Genomic DNA, 13,430 nt, shown 5'->3' on the forward strand with positions numbered 1-13,430 from the left:
AAGAGAAGCTGTCTGAAGCATTAGAAAAGTGGACTCAGGATAGAAATGAAAACAAATGCACGATAGAGTGGAAATTCACCCGGCAGCATGCTGATAAAAAATTATCAAAACATTATGTTGCATAATTAAATTGTCATTACATTAGGTTCTCTTCTGCTTGGTGTTCCTCCACTTGTTGTATGACACACTTCTCCCAACTTTACCCACTTCCACCCTTCGGGTAATTGATTTATGTTTTCTTCCTCTGTCATTATTTGTATTGTGCGATGTCGTTTTTCTAATGAAGCAACAATGTATTGATCTTTAGACATTTATATCTTTTATAGTTTTTCCAGCGAAGTAAAATAATCTTATATTTGTCATAAGTCTGCTCTGCATGAACGTCAGCTACAAGCTGTTTTCTGATGCAATTTCAGAATGAGTGCAGTTGTAGGCTTTTTTTACGCCGCCAGCACCTCATTTAATTCATTAATAATTTCATCCGTTTTGGCACCAAACAGTTGCCACACTGTCTGAACCTTGATTTGCTTGATGAGGGGATTACCTTGATTTGAATCCCCAATAAAAATGACATCATTTAATCCTTTAATCATGGTTCAGACAATTATTGGTTCAGCAGTTTGTTATTGTGTACTCTTTTAAATTCTAAACTCTTCGCACCAAAATTTATCAGTAGCCCTATTTCCATCTTATAGGCTTCCAGATAATTCATTGCTTGTGCCAGGTGAACATCTTCAAGCTTAACCAAAGCTTTTAGCTCAACCATCACTTTGCCCTCCACAAAAAAGTCAACCCGCCTTGTTCCTATTTCAGTATCCCTGTAAAATATAGCCATCTCCATTTCCCTCGCAAATACCAGTCGTGCCAGGTTCATTTCAATTTCCAAAGCTCTTTGGTATATCACTTCCTGGAAGCCATTGCCTAAACGCTTATGTACTTCCATAGCGCAACCTATTATCTTCCCTGTTAGCTCTTCGTGCAACATACTTAAACCTTGAATTTATTTGATTTTTTAAAACAATCCGGGCAATCCAATAATCCTTTCAATCACGGTTCAGACAATTTTACGCTGCCAGCACCTCATTCAACTCTTCCAATATTTTTTCATAATCCTCCTTAAACAGTTGATAGAACCTGCCTAACCCTCCCTGCTTATTAAACGGATCCAGTTCAAAATCTTCTTTCTCTACATGAAAACTACCGGCTACATAATCTTTGATCATCCGCAGCCATACCATTTGCTCTTCGGTAAATTTTGTTGTGGTGCCTGCTTGTTTTTTAAATACCCATGCCTGAAAGTTTTTGTCTACCGTTTTATCGTAGCCCATTAAGTTTTCATCAACACCGCTTACTTTTCTGATAAGGCTTACCAGGGCAATCAGCTCATTTTTGGCAGAGCCATTTGCTTCTTTTAATTGTTCGTATGCCCTCCATACATGTGCAGGCGCCAGCAGCGGTTGCTCTGTTTTTATCTTTTCGCACAGGTCTCTGATCATGCTGTAGGTCAATTCGCGGCGGCGGTAAGGCTGACTGTAAAAAATTTGCAGGGCGGTTATTTCATCCTTATGCGCTTCTATCCATGCTTTAAAATTGCTGATCGTAAGTTCGGCGGCTGCCTCCTGGTCTTTTACCCAGCCCAGCTTTGTTACATCATCAATATTAACCGTATCCATCACCTGGTTGTATTTTTTGCGAACATCCACAATATAATCCCGTAGTTCGGGGTTGTTGAATGCGGCAACCGCCTGTTCAATGATTTGTGTATGTTGCGCCCTGCATTTTGCATCCAGTTCATTAGGAGATATATCCGGGTTCCCGCCTTCTACCTTTTTCCTTATGCCTTCTACCGTATCCGGGTCATAAGCATTCAGCAACTGCTTCACCACATGATTGATCGTTTGTCCATTAGCATGTTCGGCAAAATGTAATTTTTCTTTTTGGTCAATCTGCTTGTCAAGGCGGATCAGGCGGTTGGCCAATGTTGTCAGGATATCTTCACCTGTATTGCCAATGGCTACATGCTGTAACAGGTCTTTCAGGCTCATACCCGGCTTTTTCTCCAGCGGGCGGCTGTCTGTTTTCTGCGATTGCTCAACGCCTATAGCATCAATGATCACAAAATGATCTTTGGTGAACCTGGCAGATGGCGTTCCGGTGGCTCTCAGTTGTTCAAGCGAACAGGTACGTGTGCCGCGTCCCTTCATCTGCTCGTAATAACTCCGGCTTTTTACATCCCGCATAAATACCAGCACTTCTAAGGGGCGTATATCCGTGCCGGTGGCAATCATGTCTACCGTTACGGCAATGCGCGGATAATAATCATTCCGAAACTGGCTGAGTACTGTTTTGGGATCTTCGGTGCTGCGGTAAGTAATCTTTTTACAGAACTTATTTTCTTCGGCAAACTCTTCCCTTACAATTTCAATGATGTCTTCGGCATGCGAATCGGTTTTCGCGAATATCAGGGTTTTGGGCACTTCAAATTTCCCATCCTTATCGGTTCTGTCGGGAAAAACAGCAGGCAGGCTGTCTTTTATAGCACGAACGATTGTACGTATGGTGCTAAGGTTCACGATGTCTTTGTCTAACTGCCTGCCGCTATACTCAATGTCTTCATCTACACTCTCCCAGAATTTTTTCCGGGTGAGGCGTTCCCGTTTGTCTACCTTTTCCCCCATCCGTATTTTGCTTCCTTCTTTGGTGATCTTAGTTTCTATTGTAAAAACGTTATAGGGAACCAACACGCCATCTATCACCGCCTTTTCGTAACCGTAATCACTAACAATATTCTTATTGAAGTAACCAAAGGTGCGGTTGTCGGGGGTTGCCGTTAGCCCTACCTGGAACACATCAAAATAGTCGAGTACCTGTTTCCATAAATTATAAATGCTGCGGTGGCATTCATCTATCACAATGAAATCAAAAAACTCGACAGGCACTTTTTCATTGTAAACAACCGGCAGCGGTTCTTTGGGTTGTCCCGATAGCCATCGGGATTCATTGGGATTTTGTTCCTCGGCGCCTTCGTCCATCTCTGTGCCTTTTAAAATAGCATACATCCGCTGGATGGTAGAAATGTACACCTGGTTATCCGCTGGGATAAAACTGCTTTTCAACCGCGTAACGGCATACAATTCCGTGAACTTCCTGTTGTCATCATTGGGAACATAGCTCATGAATTCCTGTTCGGCCTGCTCGCCCAAATTTTTTGTATCAACAAGGAATAGTATTCTTTTGGCTTTGGCAAATTTTAGCAAACGGTATATAAATGTAATCGCCGTAAAAGTTTTGCCCGATCCCGTGGCCATCTGTATTAAAGCCTTAGGATGATTGCTTTTGAAAGACTTTTCCAGGTTGTTGATTGCAGTAACCTGACAGTGCCGCAAACCCTCCTCCGGCAGTGCCGGTAAATTCAGCAACCTGGCCCGCTGCGACTTTTCCTGCATCAACCACTCCCGGAACGTTTCAGGGCGATGAAAAGTAAACACTGTTCTGGAACGTGGTTTGGGATCACGGTAATCGGTAAAACGCGTTAATTCACCGGTACTTTCGTATACAAAAGGTAGTTTCTGATTATCGAGGAACTTCAATTTGGCAGCCGCATAGGCTTCTGACTGTTCTTCATGCATGGTAAGGTGTACGCCTTCTTCTGCACGTTTTGCCTCTACGATACCAACCGGCTTTTTATCCAGAAATAACACATAATCTGCAGGGCCAATATCTGTTTGGTATTCTCTTACTGCAATTCCACTGCCAGCTAAAAGGTTAATGCGGGTTTTATGCTGAATAATCCAGCCGCTTTCCGTTAATGCAGCATCTATCTTATCTCGGGCTATCTGTTCGGGATTTTGGTTCAATGGCAGGGGATTAGATTGCAATATAAAAATGAAATGTATGATCCAATTGGCCATACAACTTACAAAAAATATTGTTATTACAATTGCCTTATACAGTAAGAGGCTGAATTACACGAACATAATAAGGTTTGCAGGAAAGCGGAAGAATAGTTAAACTAAAAAAGGTCGCAGATTGCGACCTTTTACATGATTGATTACCAGTGGACCCTGCTGGGCTCGAACCAGCGACCCTTTGATTATGAGTCAAATGCTCTAACCAGCTGAGCTAAGGGTCCTTTCTTCTCAAAGAAGAAATGTTATTCATGATCTGTAAGAACCTTCTATTTTACCGTATTAATGGCTGTTACCAATGCCTTTTTTCTTTAATGGTGGGCAAAGGTAAAAAAAAATAGGGTACAGAATAATTTTTCTGCCATTTCCTTCCGCTATTTAAAATATTACAGCAAGGCAAGCAGCATATTGAAGCTTTCCGATATCCTTTAAAAGAGAATTCATTCTAAAAATCGTAGTTTGCAAAACGATTGCGGGGGTACGCTATGGATAACCGCCAGCCTCATATTGAACTATTACAACAACAGATTGCACTTTTCAACAATCAGCAGGCATATAATGAGCTATTCCTGCATTTTTATCCCTCTCTTGAGCAATTTGCCTTTTCCTTCCTTAAATCAAAGCAACTTTCGGAAGAAGCGGTTTCCGATGTATTTATTAAAATATGGGAAAAACGCAAAACACTTCAAACCATCATCAACCTCAAATTATACCTTTTCACCTGTACCCGCAATACCTGCCTCAATTATCTGAAAAAACAAAAAAGCTGGCAAAGTTTGCCTGCAGATGATTACTGGGTTGAATTGAACAGCGTTTTTTTCGATCCCGAGCAATTAATGATCACAGCCGAAATGATTCATAAAATACAGGAAGCCGTTCAAAGCCTTCCGGCAAGGTGCAGGCTTATTTTTAAGCTGGTTAAAGAGGAAGAACTAAAATACCGCGAAGTAGCGGAACTATTGAACCTTTCATTAAAAACAATTGAAAACCAAATGACGCTGGCTTTAAAAAAAATAGGATCCGCTATTGGATTTAATATTCACAGGGCCGTTTCTTCCAGTATAAGGTCGCTATAGGTTTCCTTTAAGGGATGTCTTAACTTCATAAAAACAGCAAAATGGATGTCATATTTTCCGAATGCCGCCATAATGTCATTTATTTTAGCCTATTTTAATGCTTTTTACCATAAATCATGGCATAGTTTTGGCTTAAAGCTATGACGATCCATTTTGAGGGAGTACTTTTGTTTTTCACTGCTCCAATACCTCTGATAAAGCTTCACAAATCCTTAAGGTTTTTTAACTCCCTGTGAATCAACCAATTATTTTGTACCTCCCCTTTTTGGACCTATTCTTGCAAACAGGGAGAAAACCAAAAAATTGAGTTTTATGATTATGTTATTTAAAGGTTTTGGTTGTTTTGTATTTTTATGTACGTCTTTAGCTGTAAATGCCAAAGAAATACATGGCAATTCCACCTCCCAAAAAAATGATACCAGCATAGCCACCACTGAAATTGTTGTAGCGGCAGCATTAAGTTCGCCCTCGGGCAGCGCCGATAATGCCGGTAAGTTAACAGCAAAAAGCACTACGCCCAAAACAGTGGTTTTAACAAAAACAATGCTAACAAAGCAAAACAATTACAGCGGGTTACACCCTATGTCTGTTGCTTTTGTAAGGGCTTATGAAAAGAAACATGAAGTAAGGCTTGAAAAAATCATTTCCAGGTATGAGCGCCAGTTAACACAGATAGATAAGATTATGATCCGGCACGAACTGCCCACCGATTTGAAATATCTTGCCCTTATTGAATCTGAAATGTTCAATGGCGCGGTATCCCGCAAAGGAGCAGTAGGTCCCTGGCAGTTTATGGCGCCTACGGGCAGGCTAATGGGTTTAACTATTAACCACCACAGGGATGAAAGACGTGACCTTACTAAAAGCACACTTGCGGCAGCAAAATATCTCAAAATTTTATATAATCAATTTGACGACTGGCTGCTGGTTATAGCAGCGTATAATGGCGGAGCCTCAAGAGTAGAAGCGGCTATCAAAAAAAGCAACAGCCGTGATTTCTGGAAACTGCAATATTATTTACCCGCTGAATCAAGAGCGCATGTTAAAAAGTTTGTAGCTGCCCGCTATATATTGGAAAAGCAGAACGAGGAAACCGCGCCTTTATTAAATATGGAAAAGCTTATTGCTGAAAACCTGAATAGCTTAAGTGTACTGCACATCAACGGAAAATACAATATATCAGTAATTACAAAGGAGCTGGATATGTCTGTAACCGAGTTCGACCAGTATAACCCCGGTTTCGAAAAAGAAGTAATGGCAGATGGTTATGACCTGAGGCTGCCGAAGGATAAAATGGAAAAGTTCAGGGAAAAACGCAAGGATATATTAAATGAATCCATTGAAATGATGCTGGAAACCAACACTACCGTTTTTAGCAGCAGGCAGGATTATCCTGAAGCCATTCATCTCCCTCAAGCAAAAGCCATTATATCTACGGCAGGTGAGCAAAAAATGGCAAAAAGAAAGTAAAGGGGATTATCTTAATAAACAAAAGAGTGCTGGATTTACCCGTTCAGCACTTTTTTTATGGCTCCTGCCTTTAACAGACACTCTTCGTATTCATCTTCCGCCTTGCTGTAATAAGTAATAGCGGAACCGGTGGGGAAAGAAATATACCGGCCGGAGGCATTATATAATATGCTCCTGATCACCACATTAAAATCCATATCTTGCTGGGGAGAGATATAACCCACCGCCCCCGAAAATAAGCCACGTTTGGTTCGCTCATACTGCTCAATTAGTTCCATTACTCTTTTTTTGGGGGCGCCGGTCATGCTCCCCATGGGAAAAGTAGCTTTTAATATATCCGTTACCCGCGTGTTGTTTTCTACTTCCCCGCTTACTGTAGAAATCATTTGATATACCTGCGGGAAAGCATATATACCCATCAATTCCTCCACTTTTACACTCCCCTCTGTACACACTTTTGCCAGATCATTCCGAACCAGGTCTACAATCATTATATTTTCCGAACGGTCCTTTCCACTCTGCTGAAGCGTTTCCCTGTTCAATTGGTCAGCCTCCGTACGCTTATTATTCCGCCGTATAGTGCCTTTTATGGGCTGGGAGATCAGCCTGTTTCCGCTTTTGCGCAAATAGCGTTCAGGACTGGCGCAAAGCAGGTATTTATCTTCCAGCCGGTAGTAGCAGGAAAAGGGATTGGGCGATTCCCTGCTTAACGCTTTGTATACCTGCAGGGGATCAATTTTCGCAGCATCATTATAAAATTCCTGGCAGAAATTAATTTCATAGCAATCACCACGTAATATGTGTTGCTGCAATTGCTGAACGGTATCAATATAAGCGTTCCTGGTAAACCTGCTTTTTATTTCAATTTGCAGGGGACTGCGAGCGGTAGCCGGCACGATGCTAAAAACAGCCCGGGCTATTTGTGCATGTGCCCGGCTTTTAACGCCTACCAGTAATTCGTTACCGCGGAGTATTAAAACAATTTCGGGAATAAAGAAGAAAAGATCATCAAATTTTACAAAGTCTGCGTTATTGGATTGCAGAACTTCGATCTCATTTTTAAGATCATAGCCGAGATGTCCGAAGCACCAGTCGTTATTTTGATCAATAAACGTTTGTAATTGTTCAAATGCCTCACCCTTAGTGGTATGAAGAACGTTTTCGGCATTCACAGCCAGTATGCATTCAAAACTATGCTCCCGCAGCCGGTACTGATGATCGTCTAAAAAACAACAGATGCCGAACTGGTTAGCCCAATCCAGCATCTGCTCTTTAACCTGCAAAAAATCATGAACCGGAAAGGAACAAAATGTTCTTTTCACCGTATGCTGTTAAAAATCATCTTCATCGTCATCAAATCCGCCGCCGCCATCATCAAACAAGCCCATATCCTTAAATTCCTCATCAATGCCTAAATCATCATCATCTTCCTTTCCTTTTTTACCACCTGTTTTCTTCGCTTTTGATTTGGGTATATCAAACTCATCGAAGTCAGGATCCCAGTTGTCCTCTTCATCTACTTTTTCCCAGTCATCTTTCACATCTTCAATATCATCATCATCCTCATCTTTTAAAGGTTTAGACCCGGATTTTGCCCCTTTTACAGCGGGCTTGTCTTCTAACTCAAAATCATCATCTTCCTCGTCTTCGTCCTTTTTGGATTTTGATGATGTTTTGGAGGGCTTAGCTTTCCCGTTATTAGCGGGAGTTCCCTTGCCAGTTGTTTTTTTTTCTCTTTCAGATTTTGCCATAGCTTGACTAAATTAACAACGTAAAATTTCTACGAGATTTTGAGATAGCCAAATAATTTCAAAAATAATTTTTATTGTAATACAATACAACAATTAAAGTACCGGAATTATCTGGTCTCTTCCCGGTCCATTGGAAATGTATTTTATCTCTGCGCCTAAATATTCGTTAATATGACTTATATAAGCTTTCATAGCCTGGGGAACAGAAGCAAACGAAGTTGTTTCCGTAATATTCGTATTCCATCCTTCAAATGAAGTGTATACGGGTTCTATATCCAGTTTTACCATTTGGTAAGGTACCTGTTGCTGTAATTTTCCGTCAATACTATAATCTTCACATACTTTCAGCTCCGTAAACGCGTCTAATACATCGGCTTTGGTCATTACTAATTGTGTAACGCCATTTATCATACAGGCAAATCTCAATGCCACCAGGTCAATCCATCCGCAACGGCGCGGGCGCCCTGTTGTGGCGCCAAACTCATTACCGGTTTTACGCAATGCTTCTCCCACCTGGTCGTGCAGCTCGGTAGGAAAAGGTCCGCTGCCCACTCTTGTGCAATACGCCTTGGTTACACCAATTACTTCCCTTATTTTTTGCGGAGCCACTCCAAGACCTGTACACACCCCTGCCGATATGGTATTGGAAGAGGTTACGAAAGGGAAAGTTCCAAAATCCACGTCCAGCATACTTCCCTGCGCCCCTTCCGCCAGTATTTTTTTGCCTTCGCTTATTTTTTCATTAATAAAGTATTCGCCGTTTATGATTTTAAACTGGCGCATAAATTCAATGCCCTCAAAAAACGCGTCTTCCCATTCGGAAATATCTTCATGGAACTGCATACTATCAAGCAGCTTCTGATGTTTAAGCCGAAGCCTGATATATTGCGATGTAAAATTTTTATCCAGAATATCGCCTACCCGTAAAGCGTTTCTACCTGTTTTATCCATATAGGCAGGTCCTATACCTTTCAGCGTGGAACCAATTTTATCATTTCCCTTCAACGCCTCGGAAGCTTTATCCAGCGCTCTGTGCGTGGGTAAAATAAGATTCGTTCTTTCTGAAATATAGAGATTTTTAGCATAGTCAACTCCAAAAGAAGCTACTGTTTCGCACTCCCTTTTAAGCGTAACCGGGTCTAACACCACTCCGTTCCCGATTAAATTAATGGTATTGTCATGGAATATCCCGGAAGGGATCTGGTGTAACACTACTTTTTTATCTTTTACATACAGGGTATGCCCTGCATTAGGTCCACCCTGGAAACGAGCGATCACATCATATGCAGGCGCAAAATAGTCTACAATCTTACCTTTTCCTTCATCGCCCCACTGGAGGCCTAATAATACATCAACCATTTGAAATGCTAATTTGGAGGATCGCAAAAATAGACGAATGAAGGCAATAAGGGAAATAAAATGTGGAAATATGAAAAATGTGAAAATGTGAAAACTTACACTCAGCATCTGCCACGCTCTTAATGCCACCCAACAATTTATCAGGCATCAAAAATAGCCCCTTATCTTTGAAAAAAATATTACGCGTTAATGACACCTACAGAAATTTCCTACCTCACTTTCGGCATAGTGCTTTTGATTGCGCTGATCTTTGATTTCGGTTTGTTCAGTAAAAAGAACTCGCACGTAACCATGAAGAGCGCTTTTTACCAAAGTGTTTTCTGGGTGGCGATCTCTCTTGCTTTTTGTGTATTTCTGTTTTTTGAAGACGGTTCAAAAGTGGCTACTAAGTTTTTAACCGCTTACCTGATGGAAAAATCGCTTAGTATTGACAATATCTTTGTATTTATCCTTATTTTCAGCTCCTTTAAAATAGCAGACTCCGACACCGCAAGAGCTTTACTGATCGGCATCCTGCTGGCTATCATTTTCAGGATTATTTTTATAGCCATTGGTATAGGACTGATAGAACGGTTTCACTGGATACTCTATATTTTCGGTATTTTCCTGGTGTATACCGGTTACAAGTTGTTTTTCAAAAAAAGCGAGGAAGAATTCAATCCAAGAGAGTCCAAGCTGTACAGGCTCTTAAGAAAATACCTGCGGCTCACCACGGTTGAACCCCGGGGAAAGTATATTATTAAGCGTAATGGAAAAGTATATTTTACTATACTTTCCGTGGTTGTGTTTATGCTGGCCGCCATTGATATTGTTTTTGCATTAGATTCCATCCCTACCGTAGTTTCCATTGTACGTGAACGCGCAGATGTTCCTTTTTCGCCAGACGATGTGCTGGTGATCTATTCTTCCAACATTTTCGCAATTCTGGGCTTACGGGCGTTGTTTTTCCTGCTTAAAGGCGCGGTTAATAAATTCGACTTCCTGCAGCAGGGCATTGCGGTGGTATTGGTATTCATTGGCATTAAAATGCTGATTGAGTTTTTTGATATCCATATTTCCATATACATTTCACTGGCGGTGATCGTTATATGCCTGGCAGCTTCCATTTTATATTCTGTTTACCATAACCGGAAAATGCCGGAACAAAGAGCAGGCCTGTAAAACCATTACGTTATAATGGGCAATTATACTATTGAAAAAATTTCGGCTATCGTACACGCACAACTGCTGGCAGCCGGCGGCAGCGATGCCGTTATTGATCACCTGCTTACAGATAGCCGTAAGGTAGTGCATGCCGCCACGTCCTTGTTTTTTGCTTTACCCGGACCACGGCGTAACGGGTACCGTTTTATTTCAGAATTGTATGCAAGGGGAGTTAAAAATTTTGTTGTTGATTTTTCATTTGAAGCAAAGGATTGCCCGGATGCTAATTTTATCCGGGTACCTGATGTATTGAACGCGTTTCAAACACTTGCCGCGTTTCACCGCTCACAGTTCAGTATACCCGTAGTGGGCATTACCGGCAGCAATGGAAAAACCATAGTAAAAGAATGGCTGAACCAGTTGCTTGAGAAAGATTTTCAGATTGTTCGCAGTCCTAAAAGCTATAACTCGCAGATCGGTGTACCCTTAAGCGTTTGGCAAATGAACGGGGTGCACACGCTCGGTATATTTGAAGCCGGCATTTCCCAACCCGGGGAAATGGAGGCATTGCAGAAAATCATTCAGCCCACTATTGGTGTGCTTACACATATTGGTGATGCGCATGATGAAAATTTTAAGGATCAGCGGCAAAAGATCAGGGAAAAGCTTTTATTGTTCAGCAAAGTAACCCGGATGATAGCTAACGGAGATGATCCGGTAGTTGTTGAAGCCATTGAAGCATCGCGCATCCCCTGTTTTTTTTGGGGAAAGCAGGCGCATGGTGCTATCAGGATAACCGGTATTAAAAAAGAGGAAGCGCGTACCATCATTCGTCTTGAAGTGAACGAACAGGAGATGGCAAGAACCCTCCCCCCTCTCCCTTCCCTCTCACCTACCACTCACCACTCAGCACTTACCATTCAAATCCCCTTTACAGACGATGCGGCTGTAGAAAATGCCATTACCTGCTGCAGCGTGTTGCTGGCAATGGGATATAGCGGTGAAACGATAACTGAACGTATTGGTTTACTCAAACCGGTGGAGATGCGTCTTGAAATGAAAAGAGGTATTAATAATTGTTCTGTTATTAACGACAGCTACGTTGCAGACATCAGCTCATTGCAGATTGCACTCGATTTTTTAGAACAGCAGCGTCAGCATCATCAACGCACGGTTATCCTTTCGGATTTTACGGAAGCAGGCAGGGATACTGAAAAATTGTACAGTGAAATTGCACTTGCCCTGCAACAGAAAAAAATCAACCGCTTTATCGGTATAGGCAGCCGGCTTCATCAATATAAAAAAAAATTTGAGCAGGCTGTTGCAGCAACCTCCTTTTACAATTCAACTGAAGATTTTATAACCTATTTTCACGGCACGCAGTTTCATGATGAAACCATACTAATAAAAGGCGCCAGAAAATTTACACTGGAACGGATCAGTGCGCTGCTGGAACAAAAAGTGCATCAAACCGTGCTGGAGGTAAACCTTACCGCTATTGTACACAACCTTAAGCAGTACCAGCATCTGCTGCAGCCATCCACTAAAATAATGGCTATGGTGAAAGCCTTTTCGTATGGCAGCGGCAGTTATGAAATAGCTAATATGCTGCAGTTTCACAAAGTAGATTACCTGGCGGTTGCTTATGCCGATGAAGGGGTGGAATTGCGAAAGTCCGGTATCAGCCTGCCCATTATGGTAATGAACCCGGAGGAAAACAGCTATCATGCTATAACAGAAAATAATCTTGAACCGGAAATTTTTTCATTTGGTATATTATCTTCTTTCCGGAAATTCCTGAAAGAGCAGGGGTTGCAATACTACCCTGTGCATATAAAGATAGATACGGGTATGCACCGCCTTGGTTTTGAATGGAATGAATTGAATGCATTAGCTCAGCAACTTATACATAACCAGCTTTTCACCGTTCAATCCGTGTTTAGTCACCTTGCAGGCAGCGAAGACGCTGCGTTAGACGATTTTACCCGGCAGCAGGCTGAGCAATACACAGCAGCCTGCTCCGTATTGCAGCAGGCATTGGCTTATCCTTTTCTACGTCACATTGCCAATTCGGCGGCCATCATCCGGCATCCCCAACTGCATTTTGATATGGTACGGCTTGGCATTGGTTTATATGGCGTAAACAGCAGCGCTTTCGGCTCCCCTGAGCTAAGGGAAGCGGCCACATTAAAAACAACCATCGCCCAGATTAAAAAAATAAAAGCCGGCGAAACAGTAGGCTATAGCCGGAAAGGGAAAACAGAAAGAGACAGCACTATTGCCACTATACGTATAGGTTATGCCGATGGCTACCGCAGGAATTTAAGTAACGGTACCGGCAGTGTACTGGTAAATGGCAGGCTGGCGCCGGTTATAGGTAATATTGCCATGGATATGACGATGATTGATATTACCGGCATAGCGGGTGTTAAAGAAGGCGATGAAGTAATTATTTTTGGAGAAAAACTGCCTGTTACACAGCTTGCCCAATGGGCGCAAACCATTCCTTATGAAATAATGACCGGCATTTCGCAACGGGTGCTGAGGATGTATTACGAGGAGTGACCTCACCCACTTTCCCTCTCCTCTTTGCGGAGAGAGACGGCACTAAGAATAAACCCAGGCAGATTTAGGGTTAAAAATAAACGCTCAGAACAGATTTTTATTCGGTAATAGCCATGAGTTTATCATTCCTGAAGGTCATTTCTGGCGCAACTGATGAT

Annotated in this window: 11 protein-coding genes and 1 tRNA gene; 4 read left to right on the plus strand and 8 right to left on the minus strand. The window is 41.9% G+C overall.

Features of this window, described 5'->3' with window-relative positions; all coding sequences use genetic code 11:
- Positions 1–125 precede the first annotated feature (125 nt).
- From VL121_RS06010 to VL121_RS06030, 5 genes are all read right to left on the minus strand, one after another.
- The gene (locus tag VL121_RS06010) at positions 126–311 is read right to left on the minus strand and encodes a hypothetical protein (protein WP_325403194.1); all 186 of its coding nucleotides are present in this window, start codon (positions 309–311) and stop codon (positions 126–128) included.
- A gap of 129 nt (positions 312–440) precedes the next feature.
- On the minus strand, positions 441–593 hold the full coding sequence (locus tag VL121_RS06015) for a hypothetical protein (RefSeq protein ID WP_325403196.1): 153 nt from the start codon (positions 591–593) through the stop codon (positions 441–443).
- An 11-nt stretch (positions 594–604) separates the two neighbouring features.
- Positions 605–985 (minus strand): GxxExxY protein, encoded by a 381-nt coding sequence (locus tag VL121_RS06020; protein WP_325403198.1) that lies wholly within the window; start codon positions 983–985, stop codon positions 605–607.
- A gap of 79 nt (positions 986–1,064) precedes the next feature.
- Entirely contained in the window at positions 1,065–3,911 is a 2,847-nt protein-coding gene (locus VL121_RS06025; protein WP_325403200.1) for a type I restriction endonuclease subunit R, read from the minus strand.
- Between the two features lie 147 nt (positions 3,912–4,058).
- Positions 4,059–4,132 (minus strand) — tRNA-Ile (locus VL121_RS06030).
- 261 nt (positions 4,133–4,393) lie between these two features.
- Here VL121_RS06030 and VL121_RS06035 point away from each other — a divergent pair.
- Positions 4,394–4,984 carry an RNA polymerase sigma-70 factor gene (locus VL121_RS06035; RefSeq protein ID WP_325403202.1) on the plus strand — a complete coding sequence of 197 codons (591 nt, stop codon included), beginning with the start codon at positions 4,394–4,396 and terminating at the stop codon, positions 4,982–4,984.
- A 312-nt stretch (positions 4,985–5,296) separates the two neighbouring features.
- A complete protein-coding gene (locus VL121_RS06040; protein WP_325403204.1) occupies positions 5,297–6,454 on the plus strand; it encodes a lytic transglycosylase domain-containing protein in 1,158 nt (385 codons plus the stop codon).
- A gap of 35 nt (positions 6,455–6,489) precedes the next feature.
- On the opposite strand, the gene VL121_RS06045 is transcribed toward VL121_RS06040, so the two are convergent.
- The 3 genes from VL121_RS06045 to VL121_RS06055 all read right to left on the minus strand — a co-directional run bounded on the left by VL121_RS06045 (position 6,490) and on the right by VL121_RS06055 (position 9,564).
- On the minus strand, positions 6,490–7,776 hold the full coding sequence (locus VL121_RS06045) for an anthranilate synthase component I family protein (protein ID WP_325403206.1): 1,287 nt from the start codon (positions 7,774–7,776) through the stop codon (positions 6,490–6,492).
- A gap of 9 nt (positions 7,777–7,785) precedes the next feature.
- Positions 7,786–8,205: a hypothetical protein gene (locus VL121_RS06050; protein WP_325403208.1), complete on the minus strand. Its 420-nt coding sequence runs from the start codon at positions 8,203–8,205 to the stop codon at positions 7,786–7,788.
- 93 nt (positions 8,206–8,298) lie between these two features.
- The gene (locus VL121_RS06055; RefSeq protein WP_325403210.1) at positions 8,299–9,564 is read right to left on the minus strand and encodes an adenylosuccinate synthase; all 1,266 of its coding nucleotides are present in this window, start codon (positions 9,562–9,564) and stop codon (positions 8,299–8,301) included.
- 189 nt (positions 9,565–9,753) lie between these two features.
- Between VL121_RS06055 and VL121_RS06060 the strand changes: the two genes are divergently transcribed.
- Positions 9,754–10,725, plus strand: a complete 972-nt coding sequence (locus tag VL121_RS06060; RefSeq protein ID WP_325403212.1) for a TerC/Alx family metal homeostasis membrane protein — start codon at positions 9,754–9,756, stop codon at positions 10,723–10,725.
- Positions 10,726–10,740: 15 nt separating this feature from the next.
- Positions 10,741–13,272, plus strand: a complete 2,532-nt coding sequence (locus VL121_RS06065) for a bifunctional UDP-N-acetylmuramoyl-tripeptide:D-alanyl-D-alanine ligase/alanine racemase (protein WP_325403214.1) — start codon at positions 10,741–10,743, stop codon at positions 13,270–13,272.
- Positions 13,273–13,430: the final 158 nt, after the last annotated feature.

The organism is Agriterribacter sp. (genome assembly GCF_035497235.1).
GTDB lineage: Bacteria > Bacteroidota > Bacteroidia > Chitinophagales > Chitinophagaceae > Agriterribacter.

Coding starts and splice junctions, on each gene's coding strand:
- VL121_RS06010 (WP_325403194.1), bottom strand. CDS start 311: ATGTCTAAAGATCAATACATTGTTGCTTCATTAGAAAAACGACATCGC.
- VL121_RS06015 (WP_325403196.1), bottom strand. CDS start 593: ATGATTAAAGGATTAAATGATGTCATTTTTATTGGGGATTCAAATCAA.
- VL121_RS06020 (WP_325403198.1), bottom strand. CDS start 985: ATGTTGCACGAAGAGCTAACAGGGAAGATAATAGGTTGCGCTATGGAA.
- VL121_RS06025 (WP_325403200.1), bottom strand. CDS start 3,911: ATGGCCAATTGGATCATACATTTCATTTTTATATTGCAATCTAATCCC.
- VL121_RS06035 (WP_325403202.1), top strand. CDS start 4,394: ATGGATAACCGCCAGCCTCATATTGAACTATTACAACAACAGATTGCA.
- VL121_RS06040 (WP_325403204.1), top strand. CDS start 5,297: ATGATTATGTTATTTAAAGGTTTTGGTTGTTTTGTATTTTTATGTACG.
- VL121_RS06050 (WP_325403208.1), bottom strand. CDS start 8,205: ATGGCAAAATCTGAAAGAGAAAAAAAAACAACTGGCAAGGGAACTCCC.
- VL121_RS06055 (WP_325403210.1), bottom strand. CDS start 9,564: ATGGTTGATGTATTATTAGGCCTCCAGTGGGGCGATGAAGGAAAAGGT.
- VL121_RS06060 (WP_325403212.1), top strand. CDS start 9,754: ATGACACCTACAGAAATTTCCTACCTCACTTTCGGCATAGTGCTTTTG.
- VL121_RS06065 (WP_325403214.1), top strand. CDS start 10,741: ATGGGCAATTATACTATTGAAAAAATTTCGGCTATCGTACACGCACAA.